The sequence below is a fragment of the Marinifilum sp. D714 genome, assembly GCF_030851345.1.
GTDB lineage: Bacteria > Bacteroidota > Bacteroidia > Bacteroidales > Marinifilaceae > Marinifilum.
Genome location: NZ_JALPNU010000015.1, coordinates 1 through 19,468, shown reverse-complemented (window position 1 = coordinate 19,468; position 19,468 = coordinate 1). Strand labels below are relative to the sequence as shown.

Sequence of the window (19,468 nt, the reverse complement as noted above, 5' to 3'; positions counted from 1 at the left end):
CCCTTAAATAGGGCATTTTTGAGGTGAGAATAGGGGAGAATTGCATAAAACCTACTAACATCTAATAAAAAATATGGATTTTAGCTTAACAAAAGAACAAGTGTTGTTTCAGCAAATGATTAAAGATTTTGCTGAGAGAGAGGTAAAGCCTTTAGCTGCTGAGGTTGATGAGCAGGAACGTTTTCCTATCGAAACTGTAGAGAAAATGGCAAAAATTGGAATTATGGGGATTCCAATTCCTAAGCAATATGGTGGAGCTGGTGGTAACAATGTAATGTACTCTATGGCTGTTGAAGAATTATCAGCTGTTTGTGCTACTACTGGTGTAATTGTATCAGCTCATACTTCATTGTGTGCTGCTCCAATTATGGAGAACGGTACAGAAGCACAAAAACAAAAATACCTTCCAAAATTGGCTTCAGGTGAGTGGATTGGTGCTTTTGGTTTAACAGAGCCTAACGCAGGTACCGATGCTGCAGGTCAGCAAACTACTGCTGTTGAAGAGGGAGACAACTATATCATTAATGGTAGTAAAATCTTTATTACCAATGCTGAGTACGCTCATGTTTATGTGATTTTTGCAATGACTGACAAGTCGAAAGGTACTCGTGGTATTACTGCTTTCATCATTGAAAAAGGAACTCCAGGTTTCTCAATCGGTAAGAAAGAGAAGAAAATGGGTATCCGTGGATCGGCAACTTGTGAGTTGATTTTCGAAAATGTAGTTCTTCCAAAAGAGAACATGTTAGGAAAATTGAACAAAGGGTTCGGTATTGCAATGAAAACTTTGGATGGTGGTCGTATTGGTATCGCTGCACAGGCATTAGGTATTGCACAAGGAGCGATCAACGAAACTGTACGTTACGTGAAGGAAAGAAAGCAGTTCGGTCGTCCAATTTCTGGTTTCCAGAACACTCAGTTCCAGTTGGCAGACATGAACACCAAAACTGAAGCTTCTCGTATGTTGGTTCGCAAAGCTGCCAACAAGAAAGATCAGAAAGTTCCTTATTCAGTTGATGCTGCAATGTGTAAACTTTACGCTGCTGAAACAGCAATGGAAGTTACCAACAAAGCAGTTCAGCTTCATGGTGGATATGGATATACAAGAGAATATCCTGTTGAACGTATGATGCGTGATGCGAAGATCACTGAGATCTACGAAGGAACTTCAGAAGTTCAGAGAATGGTGATTTCAGCGAATATGCTGAAGTAATTAAGGCTATTATTACGTAAATAATAAAAGAAATGAAAATAGTTGTCTGTATTAAGCAGGTACCGGATACTACCGAAATTAAAATAGATCCAAAAACGGGTACTTTGATCCGTGATGGTGTGCCAAGTATCATGAACCCGGATGATAAGAGTGGTTTGGAAATGGCACTTCAATTGAAAGATGAAAAAGGAGCTCACGTAACAGTAATTACCATGGGACCTCCTCAGGCTGATTTGATTCTTCGTGAGGCTTATGCTATGGGAGTTGATCGTGCGATCCACTTAACAGATAGAAAATTTGCCGGAGCGGATACTTTGGCTACTTCACACGCATTGGCTGGTGCATTGAGAAAGATCGATTTTGATCTTTTGATCACAGGTCGTCAGGCGATTGATGGTGATACTGCACAGGTAGGTCCTCAGATTGCTGAACACCTTGATTTACCTCAGGTTTCTTACTTGGAAGATTTGAAATTCGACGGTGAAAAGACTTTCACTATGAAGCGTCATATCGAAGAAGGATACCAAATGCTAGAGGTAGAAGCACCTTGTGTGGTAACTGTTCTTTCATCGGCTAACAACCCACGTTACATGAACGTTGGAGGTATTGTTGATGCTTACCAGAAGGAAGTTGAGGTTTGGGGATTCAACGAAATTGAAGTTGATGAGAAAAACCTTGGTTTGAAAGGTTCTCCAACAAGTGTACACAAAGCATTTGCACGTGGTTTGAAACCAGCAGGTGAATTGTACGAGGTAGAGACTGATGAGGCAGTAGGAATCATCATCAAGAAATTAAAAGAGAAATTCATTCTAAACTAATATATAGCCATGAATTTAGAAGATTACAAAGGGATTTACGTTTTCATTGAACAACGTGAAGGTGTTATTCAGAATGTAGCTTTAGAGTTGTTAGGACAGGCTAGAAAATTAGCTGATGAGTTGAACGACAAAGTGTATGCAATGTTTTTGGGACACAATATTGCTGATCAGGCGCAGAGCTTAATTGCTCGTGGTGCTGACGAGGTAATTGTTGTGGATGCTCCTGAATTGACTGAATACACTACAGAACCATATACACAGGCAATTTGCCAGATTATTGAAGACAGAAAACCAGAATCGATGTTGATCGGAGCGACTACTTTGGGTCGTGACTTAGGTCCTCGTGTATCAGCTCGTGTTGAAACTGGATTGACTGCAGACTGTACTAAAATTGAGGTAGGTGCAAACAAGGAGTTGTTAATGACTCGTCCTGCTTTCGGTGGTAACCTAATGGCGACTATCGTTTGTAAGAATCACCGCCCACAAATGGGTACTGTTCGTCCGGGTGTATTGTTCGCAATGGATGCTGACGAAAACCGTACAGGTGAAGTTGTGAACTACGAAGTGAAATTCAACACTGCTAAGTTTAAAGTAAAATTGATTGAAACTGTAAAAGAAGATACTGATTTGATCGACATTACTGAAGCTAAAATTTTGGTTTCAGGAGGTCGAGGTATTGGTAACGAAGAAGGTTTCAAAGCAATGGACGGATTGGCTCAGACATTGGAAGCTGAAGTGTCTGCTTCTCGTGCAATGGTTGATGCTGGTTATATCGGACACGAGCGCCAGGTAGGTCAAACAGGTAAAACTGTACGTCCTGACTTGTATTTCGCTTTTGGTATTTCTGGAGCTATTCAGCACGTTGCTGGTATGGAAGAATCAGATTTGATTATCGCAGTGAACAAAGATAAGGATGCACCAATTTTCCAGGTAGCAGATTTGGGTATCGTGGGGGATGCTAAACAAATCATCAAAAAGCTTACCGAGCGATTGGAAAAGTAATTTTGGGGTAACCACTAACTAAAAGTTGAAAGACCTGCTTAGAATGATTCTGGCAGGTCTTTTTTTGCTTTGTAAAATTAAAGAGTTCCTAATAAAATCATTTAGCAGGATGAATTGTTATCCATATCATATGCATACTTTATCAGAGAGAGACCTTTAGTTGAACTTTTGTCACTTTTTTTAAGTCCCTTTTTTATTTGATCGTAATAGGTTTGTAGAATGCAATACAATTGTATAACTTTTTCATCTGTTTGGGGAATGTCAAAATATTCAGAAAGATTCAAAAAGCAATCTCTGGTAATGCTACCAACAGATGTAGCATCTTCAAACATACCTTTAATGTAGACTTCACCTCCACTTCCCTGGTGTATTTTACTTCTGATCTCTACATATCTTTTAACCAAATAGGGATGATAACCGTGCTCGAAAAAATAAAAACACATTAAGGATTCAACTATATCTCTAAATGAAAAAATTAAATATACAGGATCAATTTGATAGACATCCAGATCGAAAAGTTTTTCTTCTCCCGATGGCTCAAAGCAAGTATCTAAAGCCATTACGCTATAGTAAAGAAATACTTGTAATTCTTCATCTTCCTCTGTTAATTCCTTTTCAAGTTTAGCTGGGTAATCTAACATTAACCTCTTCCAGAGATTCGTTTTGCCATCCAATAGGCTTAGGAGATCTTTTTGCATAGTTTTACGAGGAATAATAAAATGAAGAATGAAGTTTATTAAAAATCACTAATTAAATCTATCATAAATATAATGAAATTTGCTTAGTAATCAAGTAAAGTATTTTATGGTGATAATTATAAATAAAGGAAAAGGTAAAGATTGAAAAGCCTTTTTTTAAGTATGGAATTTTGAATTGATGTGGCCAATGACTTTTACAATTTCTGGCAATGGATCTTTTAGAATGTATGGCCAGGATGAAGTTTTAAGTGCAGAGAAACTTTTGCTTTTTAGAGCTGGTTTGGCCAGATAAAATTTGGTCTTTTGATATCCTTCAAAATTAATTTCTTTATGATTTGCCCGTGAAACCATTAAGCCTGGAAAATTAACTCCGGCATGCAACGAACCAATCACTGTACTCCACATCCTTGGATTGAAGTCAATAAGCAAATAGGAATCTGTTTCCTTTCGGTAAATAAAATCGAGGTGTGCAATGCCACTCCATTTAAGTTTTTTGACTATGGCCTTTGTCTCATCCAATAGTTTTTGATCTTCCAGGAACTCTATCCCAGTAGCAAAAGAAAAGGCTTCGCGAACCAAACCTTTTTGTATGGTATAGGCTAGAATTTCTCCATTTTCAGCAAGGAAACTGATATCGATATCTTCTCCATTCAACTTTTCCTGAATCACAAAGTCATCTGCTTTAAAATCTTCTTTACTGATATTTTCTTCGTATTCTTCTCTCGATTTACATTCCATAATTCTGTTTTCCTCATAATCAGTTCTTGGCTTAAGAAGTAATGGAAAATTAAACAGCTGAATATTGTCGGCTGATATCTCTTTAGTTTTAGGACTTGGAAAAGAATTGTTTACTAAAAACTCTGCAAGAAAAAGCTTATTGGTAACGGTAGCAAATGTACTTTGGGTAGGCATTGGTGGAAAAACCGAACCATTAAATAGTGCTCTGTGCTTTGTTATAAATTGATAGTTAGAGTACTTAACGGGTAGAATCATATCAATATCCCATTTCTTTTCCAAAGCACTTATTTCTTGAATGATCTCTTTGGGATCCGAAGACTTTAGATATTGATATTTTGATACATATCTCGAATAGGGAATGGTATTGAAATAAGTTTTCTTTTCGGGAGAAACCACAAAGATATTAACAGCCTGTTTATAACTCAGGCAGCGAATGGTGTCCAATAAATATGGACCTCCATAATCATCTATTAGTAGTACGTTGGTGGTCATCCTATGAGTTAAGGTAGTAAATATCACAAAAAACTGCAACGCTCAATGTAAAATAAAGATGTGGATATCCTAAATTAGGGTCTGATCTCAACTCAACTCGGTTCCTTTAAAAAGTCGCTTGATATTTGCAGTATGTCTTATAAATATGAATAGGGAACAAGTCAATAAATAAAGAATTACATTTTGATTGTGTCCCAAGAAGTAGGCCGAAAGAGGAAGGCAAATGGCAATTGCCAATGAGCCTAAAGAAACAAACTTAAAGCCTTTTTTCACAATAAAATAAACTGCTACCGAGATGAAAACAGATATGGGTGCGATTAGGACTGAAGCCCCTAAAGTAGTGTTAACACCCTTTCCGCCCTTAAACTTTAGAAGAAAACTAAAATTGTGACCAAGTATTGCAGCCAGTGCTACAAAGTAAATTAGCGAAGGGGAAATTGTGAGGAATTGATATTCTTGGATAAGAAGGATAAAGAAGACAGGCAATAATCCCTTGACCATATCGGTAATTTGTGTGTATATGGAAATCTTGTGGCCTGCGATTCTTTTTACATTGGTAGAACCAATGTTGCCACTCCCGAAATTACGAATGTCTTTTCCGGTTGAGATTTTGGTATAGACATAGCCTGCAGGGAAAGATCCTAGCATGTAAGCTGTCAGAATTAGTACGTAGTCCCAAAAGAATGTCATTCAAGTTGTTTTAAAATGTTTTTGGCCTGCTCGATGTGCTCCTCAGCTCTAAACTGTGAATTAAAGATATGAACAATTTTCCCCGATCGGTCAACAACATAGGTAACTCTTCCCGGTAAAAGCCCAAAAAAGTTGGTGGGTACTCCAAATTGTTTGCGAACCGTATTGTTTACATCGCACAGTAGGTTGAAATTCAGTTTGTGTTTTTTTGCAAATTCTTTATGACTGCTAACCGATTGACCACTGATGCCAAAAACTTCTGCGTTTAAATCATTAAAATCTTCGTACTGATCACGAAAACTACATGCCTGCTTTGTACAGCCTGGCGTATCATCTTTCGGGTAGAAGTAAATCACTAGATTTTGCTTTCCAACAAAATCCTTGATATTGATGAGTTCTCCATCTTGGTTTTGAAGTTGAAAAACCGGAATTTGATCACCTATCTGTAATTCTTTTGATTTGTCTGCCATTACTGAAAAAGGAAAAATAATTGTGAGTACTAAAATTAATGTCTTTATCCGCAGATCCCAAAGAAATTGGCTGGAATAATCCTTTATATTGATATGTGTTGCTTTCTGTATCATGATAAGCCCATTTGATTTATTGTACTTGCTTTTTAGGAAACCATGGAAAAAAAGCATTGGTTCTCTCTACATAATCCTTGTATGCAGGTTTATCGGTGGTAAGTGTTCTTTCCAACATGGCAACACCCGATATCTTAATGATGAGGTAAGTCATTAACAGGGAACCCAGAACAAACCAGTATTGTTGGGCTGCAATGGCAAAGAGTGCATAACTCCACCACACGGCTGCATCACCAAAATAATTGGGATGCCTGGTATACTTCCAGAAGCCTGATGAGAGCACTTCATCCTTGCTCTTTCTTTGTTTTCTAAATTTGGTTAACTGGTAATCACCACCTGCTTCGAAACTGATACCAACAATCCAAAATGCTATAGCCACAAAGTCAAACACATTTAGAGGAGTATTTTCTTCTGTCATATATACACCAAACAAAGGTGAAGCAATCATCAACATTAATACTCCCTGTAAAAGGAAAACCTGGAAATAACTGAACCACCAGTAGCGGTGTTCCCCGTAATCTTTCCTGAATTTTTGATATCTGAAATCTTCGGGCTTGCCAAAGTTCCGAATGAATAAATGGATGGTGAGGCGCAATCCCCAAATGGAAACCAAAACAAATAAAATGATTTGACGCAGCGACAAACTATCGGTTGTAAAAAACAGGTAAGTTCCGATTACAACAAAACCAAATCCCCAGAAAATATCTACGATACTGGCATTTTTAATGTATACACTGTACATCCAAAGCAGTGTTACCAACACGATAATTAGGATGCTTGTATTGAGATATAAAACCATAATTTTAAGCTAATTGTTCTCTCTTTAAACAAGCGAATAATAAAAAATGTTTTATTACAACCATTTAATTTTCAGTTGTCATTAATTTGAGAGTCTCATACCGGTGGTGCTGTTAATAATTGTAATGATATTTTTGTAGAGACGGCATTAATGCCGTCTTTACAGTTAATAACAATTATCTTAGTCTTATTCGAATTGGAAAGCCACAGCAACAGTTCCTTCTCCTGCATTCATCCCAATAACTGGCGAAATGTTGATCACTTCAATCGGAGCTTTGCCTAAGAGATCATTCAGGCGATCTCCGTATTTTTTGGCCACTTCATGATTGTTGGCGTGCAGAATGATATAGTTCCAGATTTTTTGATCTTTCTTCAGATTCAGAACATGCTTAATGACTTTATTGATATTGGCTTTCTGACCAATGGCTTGTCCAAATAATTTAGATTCTCCCAACTCGTTGAGTGATACAATAGGATTAATTCTTAGAAACATTGCAAGTTTTCCCACTGTAGGAGGAACACGACCACCTTTAATCATGGCAGTTAAACTCTTTACACTCACAAATATCTTGGTTTTGTTCAGCCACGAATCTACCTGGGAAAGAATTGTTTCAATGTTTTCTCCTTGCTCAATCGCTTTGGCAATACGCAGAACTGCCAGACCTAATCCGCCAGATACATTACGAGAATTGATCACATGTATGGGAATGTTGAGTTCTTTTTGTACCCTTTCGGCTGCTTTTTGAGCACTGCGGAAGGTACCACTGAATTTCTCAGACAAATGAATGGAGATGATGGCATCATAGTTTTGAGCCATTTGAGAATAGGTGTTTACAAAAGTATATTCATTAATTTGAGAGGTTTTAGGAAAGTGTTCCGATTTATCTAAAAGCTCATAAAACTCTTTGGCTTTAAGGGTTACCCCATCGAGATATTGACTGTCGCCAAAAGAGAGGTGCAAAGGCATTATATTCACCTGGTAAGAATCGATGATTTCCTGCGGTAGATCGCAGGTGGAATCGCTTACAATTCCAATTTTCCATTTTTGATTTTTGCTGATTTCACTCTGCCTTAGCATATCATCAACCTTTGGAGAATTAATGGTGGCAAAGTTTTCCAATTGATGAAAGAGTTCAGATGGATTGTTGGTATGCACATGAACTCTGCAAGAGTTTTTCCCTCCGGTAATTACAATAGAATCGCCATTTTTATTTAAAATTTCTTTGATTTCCTTTAAGGCAATAGAAGAATTTTTAAGGATGGCTTCAGTGCAATATCTATAATTGATATCTTCCAAATGATCAATGGCAGCGGAGGCAGAAGGAATGAAATTAGGAGACTTTATTCTATCGATAATGCCATGGTTTACAAAATCCATAACCCCCTGAATAAACACCACAAATCCTTTGGCTCCCGCATCTACAATATTGTGCCTTTTTAAAACGGCCAGCTGATCGGTAGTTCTTTTAAGCGATGTTTCCAATACTTGCATAGATTCATTCAGAACTTGTTTGAATTCTTCCAGCTGCTTTCGTTTCGAATAGAGAAATTCCGACCAGTCTTTAATTACTGTAAGCATGGTTCCTTCAACTGGTGTACCTATCGATTCATAGATGTATGGAATAGAAGATTGAACACTTTCGACGAATTCTAAGAAGCTGATGCTCTTTTTCTCTGATGTTTCACTGCTTAATCCGTAAAGGAACTGAGCCATGATGATTCCTGAATTCCCTCTTGCGCCTACCTGTGCTGCTTCTGCAATCTGATCGACCATGAATTTATAGGAAACATTGGGCGAAATACGATCCATTACTGATCTCATGGTTGATGCCATATTGCTGCCTGTGTCCTTATCGGCAACAGGATAAACGTTAATTCGATTTAGTTCATTTAAGTTTTTTATCAACTTGTTGGCACCGGCTAAAAAGGCGAAGTAGAGGTAACGACCATCGATATTTTGCATGGTATTCATATATGATTCTTAAGATTGACTTTAAGGTACTTATATTATTGCATTTTGAAAACTACTTGGCTATAAACAATTGTATCGACCGAAAAGTTTAATACTGAATTTACATGCTAATTATCTTTTGCTACATTAGCTTACACAAGTAGGTTTATTATTTCTTACAACACCATAGGTATGAATCAGGCATCATTTCTCGTCGAGAAATAATACAATCTTCGACGAAGAGTGTAATCATTATCGACGAAAAAATCATAAATCTTCGACGAGGATTATAATGTAAGCATTACGCTCCCTTTACCTGTTCAAGTAAATGAGCTGTGTTATGTGATGTTTGTCACAAGGGAAAACTCATATTCGATCGAAATCGCAAATACAAGTGAGTAGACAAAAAGAAAGGAACCTGTCACTAACAAACAGATTCCTTTCGAGCGAATTTAAATGTACTTCTTTTTTATTAATTAATGATTTTAAATGAATTGAACATTTTATACATTAGAAGATATCATTATTTTGTCAGCACTTACATTTATTGTTGAAATAAAAAACCGAAAATTGCGGTGCCCCTATGCTGTGCAATTTTCGGTTTTATTTTGTCTGTTCAATATATAGAAGAGGAGGGAGGAACAGACTCTTCCAAAGTAAGTTTTCTTTGGAAGGGGGTATATTTGTTGTTCATTTAAAGCGAGGACAAAGCTCAAATCATTTGAGGTGAAATGAGAAGTATTGAGCTTTGCCTCTTATTTTTTACAGGCAATTAAGATTTCCCGAAAGCACTAGCCCAATGTGAGCTGTGCTTTTCGGGGTATCTTGACTACACAGACTAATTATTCTTTTTAATCTCTTCAAGCAAATGTTCTACAGCTTTTTCAAGTTGCTGATCACGTCCTTGAATTACCATTTCGTAATCGTTACGAACTTTAATGTCAGGTTCAATTTGTTGGTTCTCGATATATTTTCCTTTCATATCTTTTACACCTACCATTGGCATTCCAAAATACAAGCTTCTGTCTTGTAAAGTTTCCCACCAAACAGCTGTCATTGTACCTGGCACAGGCATACCAATTAGCTTACCAATTTTTAAAGTTTGATAGGCATATGGGAATGCACATGCATCAGAGTAATTTCCTTCGCCAGTTAAAACAGCCGATGGTTTCTTCCATTTAAACATTGGCTCTGTACCAAAGTCTTGTCCTCGAGGTGATAAAGTTGAATAGACTTGACCACTTAATAAGGTAACAAGATCATCGTGTAACCAGCCTCCGCCGTTAAATCTGGTGTCAACTATAATTGCATCGCAAGTACCGTATTTACCTAACATTTCCGAGTAGACTTTACGGTAACTTGGAGAGTTCATACCTTTAACGTGAACATATCCTATTTTACCATCAGATAAACGCTTCACCTCTTCTTGACGGCTTTTTACCCAACGTTCGTAAAGCAATGTACTAACACTTGAAACAGGCTTTACTACTTCTTCCCAGCGCTCTTTTGTATATGGGCTGTATAAGCTCAATAATACCTTTTTACCTGCTTTGTGGTTAAGCATTGGATAATGACTCTTATCCTTTGTGATTGCAATACCATCAATTTTTTCGATGATTACACCTGGCTTGATTTTAGAATCAGCTTGGTTTAAAGGTCCTTTTTCAAGGATTTCAGCAATTCGTAATCCATCACCTTCATAATTCCAATCGTAGAATGCGCCAAGTTTTGCAGTTCTATCTGCATTTTTTGAGCTATGACGATAGCCAGAACCTGTATGAGAGGCATTTAATTCTCCCAACAATTCACTTAGCATTTCTGCAAAATCGAAATTGTTATTAATGTGTGGTAAAAACTTTTCGTATTCCGACTTATAAAATTCCCAGTCAAGCTGATGCATCTCCGGATCGTAGAATTTTTTCTTCATGGTTGTCCAAACATGGTTGAACATGTATTCTCTTTCCTTTGATTTATCAAGATACATCTCGGCAGCGTAACTGATGTTTTTGCGCTTATTCGAAGCTACATCTACTTTAATAATACTTCTGCCTGACATTAGGAACAAATTCTTCGCATCTTTATCGAACTGCATAGCTCCACCGCCACCTTTCAAATCTAGTACCTTTTTAGTCGATTTTTCTTCCAAATCGTTAACCCAAAGGTCATATCCATCTTCGAATTTACTTAGGTAAAATAATTTTTTACCATCAGGAGTTAAAATTGCATCCGATAGGTTCGAAGGATTTATGGTTAGACAAATCTGACGATCCTCCATTCCTGAGAATTCAATGTCAAGAGGAGTCTTTTCATCATCCTTCTTATCTTTTTTGTCTTTTTTATTCTTCTTGTCTTTTTTATCAGACTCTTCTTCTTTTTTACTTTCCTTTTTCGCTTTTTCTTCCTCTTTCACTAGTTCCTTCTCTTCTTTCGAAAGTTTGAAGTCATCTAATGCTTTCTGATTGAAGAACTGAATGTAAACATCTGATTGAGAACCCCAACTACCATGAGAGCGATATCCTCTTCGGTCAGTAAACCATATCATTGCATTGCCTTTAAGCGACCATTTGGCATTTGAATCGCTATAACCACTTTCGGTAATATTAATCATCTTGCCTTTGCCTTGAGCATCTACAATTGCTACATCCGACATAAAAATGGTGTGAGGATAAAAATCAACCAAGAACCATTTTCCATCGTTCGACCATTCGTAATGCTGATCGCCATCAGAGTAGGAGTAGTTGTATTTTTTGCCTAAAATTTCGCGAACTTTCTTTGTTTTCAGATTTATCACTTTAAGAATTACTCTTTCTTCAAGGAAAGCCACCTCTTTTCCATCAGGAGAGAATTTAGGTTGGAAAGTTGCAGCAGGAGATTCTAAAATTACTTCTTCTTTTAGTGTCGTTGCATTTGAAAATTGAGTTTCTCCCTCACGAACCAATTTGGTTTGATATAAGTTCCAACTTCCATTTCGTTCTGATGCGTATAATAATGCTTTGCCATCAGGACTAAAGCTAACCGATCTTTCTTGTTCAGGAGTATTGGTAATTCTTTTGGTAGTTCCATATTCTACAGAGGTTACAAACACTTCACCTCTAACAATAAAAGCAACTTCTTTGCCATTTGGAGATACGCTCATTTCTCTGGCTCCGCCACTTAACCTTTCGAAACTAACGGCATTTTCTTTATTATCTGTAGCAAGACTTACTTTCAGCTTGACAGGATCTTTGCCTTTTTCCTGAGTGTAAATCTCACCATTGTAAGAATAACATAGTTTGTTGTTGTTTGAAATGCTTAGGAATCTAACAGGGTGCTTATCGAAATTTGATATTTGAGTCAATTCAGATTTATTATCAACAGGAGCTTTCCAAACATTAAAACTACCTGACTTTTCTGATAAGTAGTAAATCTCATTGTTATCAGCACTAAAAACCGGATACAAATCCTCGCCATTAAATTCAGAGAACATGCTGTGTTTTTGAGTTTTGGTATTGTACAACCAAATGTCTCTTGTTACCGCAGATGTATGATGTTTTCTCCAGTGATCTTCATATCCTTTACTGTCGCGATATAGAATATATTCCATATTGTTGCTGTACTTGGCATCCAATGCCGGAGTGGTAAGAATTTGTGATATTTTTCCACCATTACTAGGTACGCTATAAAGTTCAGATAAAGCACCAGATGGGAACATTACATTTTTTGTATCATCGCTAATTAATGCTGAGAATAAAATGTGCTTGCCATCAGGAGTAAAAGAAGATGGAGATTCGCTACCAGAATAAAATGTTAGTCTTTCAGGAGTACCTCCATTAACGCCAACTTTGTAGATGTCAAAATTCCCAAATCTGTTCGATGCAAAAGCAATGGTAGAACCATCAGGTGACCATACTGGTTTGTAATCGTATGCTGTGTTAGTTGTTAGTGGGTATGCAACACCACCTTCAGCCGAAACAGTAAATAGATCGCCACCGTATTCGAAAACAATGGTTTCACCATTTGGAGAGATTGCCGGATACCTAAGCCATAAAGGCGTATCCATTCCGAGTAAACTTTTTGCTAGCGCAATTAAAAAGGTTGTAAGAAAAAACAGTTTTTTAATCATAACGAATTGGTCTAGTTTAAAAACTCTAAATTGTGACTTGATATATTTTTGACAAAGCATTCTTATCAGATACTATACCAAAAAATATAATGGTGTGATTATTAGGATGATTATTAGTTGAAATCTTGTTTTTAAAAAAAAAGTTGTTCGAATGTGAACAAAATCATGTTCGGTATCGTACTATGCTATTGGAATCGGATCAACTTTAAATTAGAATGTTAAAATTGGATTTTAAAGAATTTCCGTTTTCTTTGTTTGATACTATATAGCTAAAAATCAATTGGAATTGCAATGTTTAATTTTCGGATACAAGAACAATCTGTAATCGCATCTTTAGAAGGAACACGCAGAATTAATAGTATGATTTCGGAAATGGTGAAGAAAGAAATCATTGATTTTATTGAAAAATCTGGAAAACAAGTTGTGCTGGATTTGAATGGGGTAAGCTTTATTGATTCGCAGGGGTTTTCGGCATTAAAAGCCATTGCTGAGCTAGCCAGAGCCAACGAGAAATTGTTTTCTTTAGCGAACTTATCTGATGATGTTATTGAATTGGTAGATCTTGTTGGAATGAAAGATTCATTCTCTATTGGCAAGAACTGAAGCTGCTAAACTTCATCAAATTCTTTTGGATATTCAACGGTTCCTTCAACTGTTGACAAAGCACCTTTGACCATTTCCAAAGCCATAAATGCATTTTCAGGAACATTGAATGGGGCTTTGATATTAAATGTATTAGCTGGTTTAAAACCAAATTTAGGATAGTAATTTTCGTGACCTAATACGATTATGGATTGGTGTCCCAGCTTTTTTGCTTTAGCAATACCTTTTTCAACCAATTGACTTCCAACTCCCAAACCTTGCAATTCTGGAATAACCGACATTGGCGCTAATGCCAAAGTGTTGAATTCTTGTTCATTTCCCTTAATTGTAATTGGAAAGAAAAGAATGTGGCCAATAATTTCGTTGCCCATACATGCCACCAAGGACAAGTCTTTTATAAATTTTTTATTCTTTCTTAATTTCTCTATCAATATACCTTCTGCTTCCTGACCAAAAGCCATATCATTTATCATTGATATTGTAGAGTAGTCATTTTTATTTTCCGGGCGGATAGAGATTTTCATGGTAGAAGTATTGAAATAAATTTAAGAATAAAACATGAGCCATACGTTTTGCATGGCTCAATGAAATTATACTGATTCTCCTCTTAATGTTGCTTGAGTACAATCGGTAACTTTTACCTGAACAAAATCACCAACTTTATAATCCTTTCTTGGGAATACAATAACTTTATTTTGAGAGCTTCTTCCAAAAAGTTCTTCTTGAGATTTTTTAGAAACACCTTCAACTAAAACTTCGAAAACTTGTCCAATATCTCTTTGGTTACTTTCCAATGATAATTGATTCTGAAGTTCGATCATTTGAGTTAAACGCTCACTTTTAACATCTTCAGGAATGTTGTCTTCCAGATTTTTATAAGCAAATGTTCCTGGTCTTTCAGAGTATTTAAACATGAAAGCCAAATCGTATTTTGCCCATTTCATTAGGTCTAAAGTTTGTTTAAAATCTTCTTCGCTTTCGTTGTGGAAACCACAGAAAATATCAGTAGAAATACCACAATCCGGTACTATTTCACGAATGGCTTCAATTCTGTTCATGTACCATTCGCGAGTATATTTTCTGCGCATGTCTTTAAGAACCGAATCACTACCAGATTGTACCGGCAAGTGAATGTGTTTGCAGATATTTGGATATTTCGCGATTACTTTTAGGGTATCATCACTCATATCTTTTGGATGCGAAGTTGCAAAACGAATTCTCATGTTAGGTTCTGCCTTGGCAACCATTTCCAATAATTCAGGAAAGCTGATTTCTGAAACTGAGTTTTTAAATTTGAATGAGTTTACGTTTTGGCCAAGTAAGGTTACTTCCTTGTAGCCTTTTTCAGCCAAATCTCTAACCTCTTTTATAATGCTTTCTGGGTTACGACTTCTCTCTCTACCTCTTGTGTAAGGAACAATACAATAGGTACAGAAATTATTGCAACCACGCATGATTGAAACGAATCCTGAAATAGCAGTTTCATCGATTCTTGAAGGACAAATGTCTTTATAGGTTTCGGTTAGTGACAGTTCAATGTTGATGGCTTTTTCTCCATTTTCAGCTTTTTTTACCAACATTGGTAAATCCATATAAGCATCCGGACCAACTACAATATTTACATTTTTCTCTTGGTCAAAAAGTTTATCACCTAAACGTTCTGCCATGCAGCCAATAACTCCTACCAAAAGTTTAGGGTTCTTTTTCTTTAGTTCCGAAAATCCCTGAACTCGTCCTCGAACTCTTTGTTCTGCATTTTCGCGCACCGAACATGTATTGACTAGAATTACATCTGCTTCTTCTCTTGTTTTGGTAATTTCAAATCCATCGTGTTGCATAATCGCAGCAACCACTTCACTGTCTGCCACATTCATTTGGCATCCGTAAGTCTCCAAAAACAATTTCTTGCTCATTTCGCTCATTCTGATATCCTCAGTTTAAAATTTCGGGCAAAGGTACATTATCTCAATTGATTAACAAGACAGAATAAGATCATTTAGAATTGTTATAAAAACTCTATTGCTTAGGAATTAATTGATTTTGAGTTACAAAAATAGATGTCTTTTGTTCCCCGATAAATTTGTAAATTTAATTGTGATGGTTTTGATTCTGCTTGAATTCATTTTGTTCTTTTTTTAAGAATGTCTTGGATTGAAAATTGTGTTTGTTGCTAAAGAATTTTGTGTATTTTTAACCCGCAAATTCAACTTTTTAAAAGGCCTTGATATTGAGTGGGTTTAGAAATGAATTCTCTCGTTGTTGCCAATTTTGCTTATGTAAATTGAAGTTGGGAACTGTTTTTGTATCACAGAATAATGAAAAACTAAGAAAGATGAAACGTATTTTGGTTCCAGTAGATTTTTCCGGTGATTCGCTCAAGGCTTTAAAGTTTGCGCTTAATTTGGCAAACCATCTCGGTACGGATTTGAGAATGATTCATGTGAATAAATCAAAGAAATTTGAGATTCCATTTCACTTTAATGAATTTGAAGATCAAATAGTACATACCGTTCAAGAATATTTTGAAAAACTGATAGAACTTCATTCGCCTGCTTACCAAGTAGAGAATGGAGTTTTTGATTTTAAAATAAGAACGGGCAGTGTGTATAAAGAGATCGTCAACCAAGCCAAGTATGGTGATTCATACTTGATTGTGATGGGAGCGTATGGTGCATCGGGGTTTGAAGAGTTTTTTATTGGGAGCAATGCTTTTAAGGTTGTGAGTAATGCAAGTTGTCCTGTGATTACTGTTCGGAAAGAATTGTCGAAGAGCGGGGTTGATACTATTTTAATGCCATTTGATGCCAGTAATGAAACCAGAAAAAAAATCCCTTATGTGGCTGAATTGGCTGAGGCTTGTAAAGCAAAAGTTTATGTTTTAGGTGTTCATGAATCATCCGACGCAGCAATTGTTGGAAAGATTGAGCACTATATGAGACAAGCTGAAGAATATTTGAAAGAGAAAGATATAGAGGTGGTCAAAGATATCCGTAAAGGAGATAATAATACCACAACTGCTCTTGAGTATGCAAGAGAAATAAATGCGGATTTAATTGCCATTATGACTGAGCAGGCCGAAACAACTTTTAGCATGTTTTTTGGATCTTATGCAGAGCAAATGGTTAATAAATCGGAAGTGCCAATTCTTTCTGTTCCTAATTGGAAATAGACAATTGGCTATAGATGTAGAAGCTATTTATAATTTTTAAATATACATATATGAAGTATTGTTGGTTTATAGCAATTTTTGTTTTTATGTTGATTGGAGGTTCTGCGAAAGCTCAGAATTATGAAAGTATTGAAACGAAGAATGATTCAATTGGGACAGTAAATATTCTTCAAGATGAACGAATTGATCAATTGCTTGAAACTGATAGTATCATTAATTCTCAGAAACAAAGTTTCACAGGATATAGAATTCAGATATTTTTTGGAGGGAGTACCGATAGAGAAAAGGCTTTCCAAATAAAAGATGAGTTTTTGGAATTGTTTCCAGAAGAGAGAGCTTATGTAGTGTATACAGCTCCTGACTTTAGAGTTCGTGTAGGTAATTTTAGGACAAAACTTGAATCAATTGAGTTGTATAAAGCCTGTTCTGAATTCTATCCAAATTGTTATCCGGTGAAAACGGAGATAATGTTTTCTGAAATGAAGCCATTGAAAGCTCCAGCTGTTGATGACAAAATAGAATAGCAAAATACATACTAAATAACCATTTAAGAATAAAAGAATGAGTGACCAATTAAAGCATGAGTGCGGGATAGCAATGATCCGACTGCTTAAACCTCTTGAATACTACAAGGAAAAATATGGATCTTGGCAATATGGTATTCAAAAGCTTTATTTGTTGATGGAAAAACAACACAATAGAGGACAAGAAGGTGCAGGTGTTGTTGGTTTGAAGTTAGATCAAACCCCTGGAGAAAAGTACATTTCCAGAGAAAGATCGTGTGGAAACCAACCAATTAAAGAAGTTTTCGAAAACATATATGGAAGATTGCGTGAAGGAGAAAAGAATAATCCTGAAAGCTTTAAAGATCCTGTATGGGCAAAGGAAAATTTACCGTTTGCAGGTGAATTGTATTTGGGGCATTTGAGATACGGAACTTTTGGGCGCAACAGTATTGATTTTGTTCATCCTGTAATGCGTGAAAATAACTGGAAATCTAGAAATTTAGTATTGGCAGGGAACTTTAATCTTACCAATGTTGATGAGCTTTTTAACCTTTTGGTTGATTTGGGACAGCATCCTAAAGATTATACCGATACGGTTACAATCCTGGAGAAAGTTGGTCACTATCTAGATGAAGAGAATCAATTGTTATTCCGCCAGTATAAAAATGATGGATATTCAAATAGAGAGATTTCTCCTTTAATTGAAGATAGTATTGATATTCAAAAAATACTTTCAAGCGCAAGTAGATCTTGGGATGGAGGATATGCAGTTGGAGGTATGTTTGGTCATGGTGATTCATTTGTAATGCGCGATCCATGGGGAATTCGTCCAGCATTTTATTATCAGGATGATGAAGTTGTTGTTGTTGCTTCGGAAAGACCTGTAATTCAAACAACATTTAATGTTCGAGCCAATACAATTAAGGAAATTACTCCTGGTAATGCGGTTATTATTAAGAAAGATGGTAAGGTGGAAGAGGTTCCGGTTCGTGTTCCTCAGAAAAGAAGATCTTGCTCGTTCGAAAGAATTTATTTCTCAAGGGGTAGTGATAAGGATATCTATTTAGAGAGAAAGAAACTGGGGCAATTGTTGACTCCTGCAATTCTTGATTCGGTAGGTAATGATATTAAGAATACAGTATTTTCTTTTATTCCAAATACTGCGGAAACAGCATTTTATGGTATGATGGAAGGAGTACGCCAGAAGTTAATGGAAGAGAAGAAAGAGCGGATTCACGACTTAAATGGCAGTTGGACTGAGGAGAAATTGCAAGAGATTATTTCTGTAGAACCTCGTGTTGAGAAGATTGCAATTAAGGATGTTAAGCTTAGAACTTTTATAACCAACGACGAAGGAAGAGATGATTTGGTAGGTCATGTTTATGATGTAACCTATGGTGTTGTTAAGAATCAGGAAGATAACCTTGTTGTGATTGATGACTCTATTGTTCGTGGTACTACGCTTAAGAAGAGTATTTTAAGAATTTTGGATCGCTTACATCCGAAAAAGATTGTTATTGTTTCTTCGGCTCCGCAAATTCGTTATCCAGATTGTTATGGTATAGATATGACAAGGATGGGTGAGTTTATTGCCTTTAACGCAACCATTGCTATGCTTAAGGAGCGTGGAATGGAGAACGTTATTGAGGAGACTTATAAAAAGTGTAAGGCTCAGCAAAATCTTCCAAAAGAAGAGATTGTGAATTACGTGAAAGAAATTTACAAGCCTTTTACAGCAGAGGAAATTTCAACGAAAATTGCAGAATTGCTAACTCCAGAAGGAATGGAGGCAGAAGTGCAGATTGTATATCAATCAATAGAAAACCTTCATGAAGCGTGTCCTGAAAATAATGGTGACTGGTATTTTACTGGAAACTATCCAACCCCAGGAGGAAACAAAGTTGTGAATACTTCATTCATTAACTACGTGGAAGGAAACGATAAGAGATCTTATTAATAAGAAAAAAATAGAAAAGAAAAGCCGATCAAATCGATCGGCTTTTTTTATTTAGTAGTATCCCATAAAGTGTGTAACTAAAGTTATTCTGATTTTTTCGGAGCCCAAAATTAGCTCAAGAAAAAAATCGGAAATAACTTTAGGTTG

General features: G+C 36.3%; 16 protein-coding genes. 7 read left to right on the top strand and 9 right to left on the bottom strand.

The annotated features are described in order from the left end of the window. Positions 1-73 precede the first annotated feature (73 nt). The 3 genes from M0051_RS13530 to M0051_RS13520 are packed head-to-tail and all read left to right on the top strand — an operon-like array spanning position 74 to position 3,033. On the top strand, positions 74-1,213 hold the full coding sequence (locus M0051_RS13530) for an acyl-CoA dehydrogenase (protein WP_120241719.1): 1,140 nt from the start codon (positions 74-76) through the stop codon (positions 1,211-1,213). A 32-nt stretch (positions 1,214-1,245) separates the two neighbouring features. After that, positions 1,246-2,031 (top strand): electron transfer flavoprotein subunit beta/FixA family protein, encoded by a 786-nt coding sequence (locus M0051_RS13525; protein WP_306742046.1) that lies wholly within the window; start codon positions 1,246-1,248, stop codon positions 2,029-2,031. A 9-nt stretch (positions 2,032-2,040) separates the two neighbouring features. Next, positions 2,041-3,033, top strand: a complete 993-nt coding sequence (locus tag M0051_RS13520) for an electron transfer flavoprotein subunit alpha/FixB family protein (RefSeq protein ID WP_306742045.1) — start codon at positions 2,041-2,043, stop codon at positions 3,031-3,033. Positions 3,034-3,134: 101 nt separating this feature from the next. Here M0051_RS13520 and M0051_RS13515 read toward each other — a convergent pair whose 3' ends face one another. The 7 genes from M0051_RS13515 to M0051_RS13485 form a co-directional block, all read right to left on the bottom strand. After that, positions 3,135-3,731 (bottom strand): hypothetical protein, encoded by a 597-nt coding sequence (locus M0051_RS13515; RefSeq protein WP_306742044.1) that lies wholly within the window; start codon positions 3,729-3,731, stop codon positions 3,135-3,137. A 156-nt stretch (positions 3,732-3,887) separates the two neighbouring features. After that, complete coding sequence (locus M0051_RS13510) at positions 3,888-4,961, bottom strand: ATP-grasp domain-containing protein (RefSeq protein ID WP_306742043.1); 1,074 nt, start codon at positions 4,959-4,961, stop codon at positions 3,888-3,890. An 87-nt stretch (positions 4,962-5,048) separates the two neighbouring features. Further along, a complete protein-coding gene (plsY, locus tag M0051_RS13505; RefSeq protein ID WP_306742042.1) occupies positions 5,049-5,651 on the bottom strand; it encodes a glycerol-3-phosphate 1-O-acyltransferase PlsY in 603 nt (200 codons plus the stop codon). After that, positions 5,648-6,235, bottom strand: a complete 588-nt coding sequence (locus tag M0051_RS13500) for a peroxiredoxin (RefSeq protein ID WP_306742041.1) — start codon at positions 6,233-6,235, stop codon at positions 5,648-5,650. Before M0051_RS13500 ends, plsY begins: the two co-directional genes overlap by 4 nt. Positions 6,236-6,251: 16 nt before the next feature. After that, complete coding sequence (locus M0051_RS13495) at positions 6,252-7,034, bottom strand: DUF1295 domain-containing protein (RefSeq protein WP_306742040.1); 783 nt, start codon at positions 7,032-7,034, stop codon at positions 6,252-6,254. Between the two features lie 186 nt (positions 7,035-7,220). Then, complete coding sequence (locus tag M0051_RS13490; RefSeq protein ID WP_306742039.1) at positions 7,221-9,005, bottom strand: DegV family protein; 1,785 nt, start codon at positions 9,003-9,005, stop codon at positions 7,221-7,223. Positions 9,006-9,822: 817 nt separating this feature from the next. Further along, entirely contained in the window at positions 9,823-13,086 is a 3,264-nt protein-coding gene (locus M0051_RS13485) for a S41 family peptidase (protein WP_306742038.1), read from the bottom strand. Positions 13,087-13,377: 291 nt separating this feature from the next. Here M0051_RS13485 and M0051_RS13480 point away from each other — a divergent pair, with 291 nt between their 5' ends. Next, a complete protein-coding gene (locus M0051_RS13480; RefSeq protein WP_306742037.1) occupies positions 13,378-13,689 on the top strand; it encodes an STAS domain-containing protein in 312 nt (103 codons plus the stop codon). A 5-nt stretch (positions 13,690-13,694) separates the two neighbouring features. Here M0051_RS13480 and M0051_RS13475 read toward each other — a convergent pair whose 3' ends face one another. Both M0051_RS13475 and miaB read right to left on the bottom strand, forming a co-directional pair. Continuing rightward, positions 13,695-14,213 (bottom strand): GNAT family N-acetyltransferase, encoded by a 519-nt coding sequence (locus M0051_RS13475; protein WP_306742036.1) that lies wholly within the window; start codon positions 14,211-14,213, stop codon positions 13,695-13,697. 66 nt (positions 14,214-14,279) lie between these two features. Next, on the bottom strand, positions 14,280-15,602 hold the full coding sequence (gene miaB / locus M0051_RS13470) for a tRNA (N6-isopentenyl adenosine(37)-C2)-methylthiotransferase MiaB (protein WP_306742035.1): 1,323 nt from the start codon (positions 15,600-15,602) through the stop codon (positions 14,280-14,282). Between the two features lie 419 nt (positions 15,603-16,021). On the opposite strand from miaB, the gene M0051_RS13465 reads away from it, so the two are divergent. From M0051_RS13465 to M0051_RS13455, 3 genes are read left to right on the top strand one after another with little or no spacing between them, the layout of a single operon-like run. After that, complete coding sequence (locus M0051_RS13465; protein ID WP_306742034.1) at positions 16,022-16,858, top strand: universal stress protein; 837 nt, start codon at positions 16,022-16,024, stop codon at positions 16,856-16,858. Positions 16,859-16,908: 50 nt separating this feature from the next. Further along, positions 16,909-17,382 (top strand): hypothetical protein, encoded by a 474-nt coding sequence (locus M0051_RS13460; protein WP_306742033.1) that lies wholly within the window; start codon positions 16,909-16,911, stop codon positions 17,380-17,382. A 37-nt stretch (positions 17,383-17,419) separates the two neighbouring features. Then, entirely contained in the window at positions 17,420-19,321 is a 1,902-nt protein-coding gene (locus tag M0051_RS13455) for an amidophosphoribosyltransferase (protein WP_306742032.1), read from the top strand. Positions 19,322-19,468 lie beyond the last annotated feature (147 nt).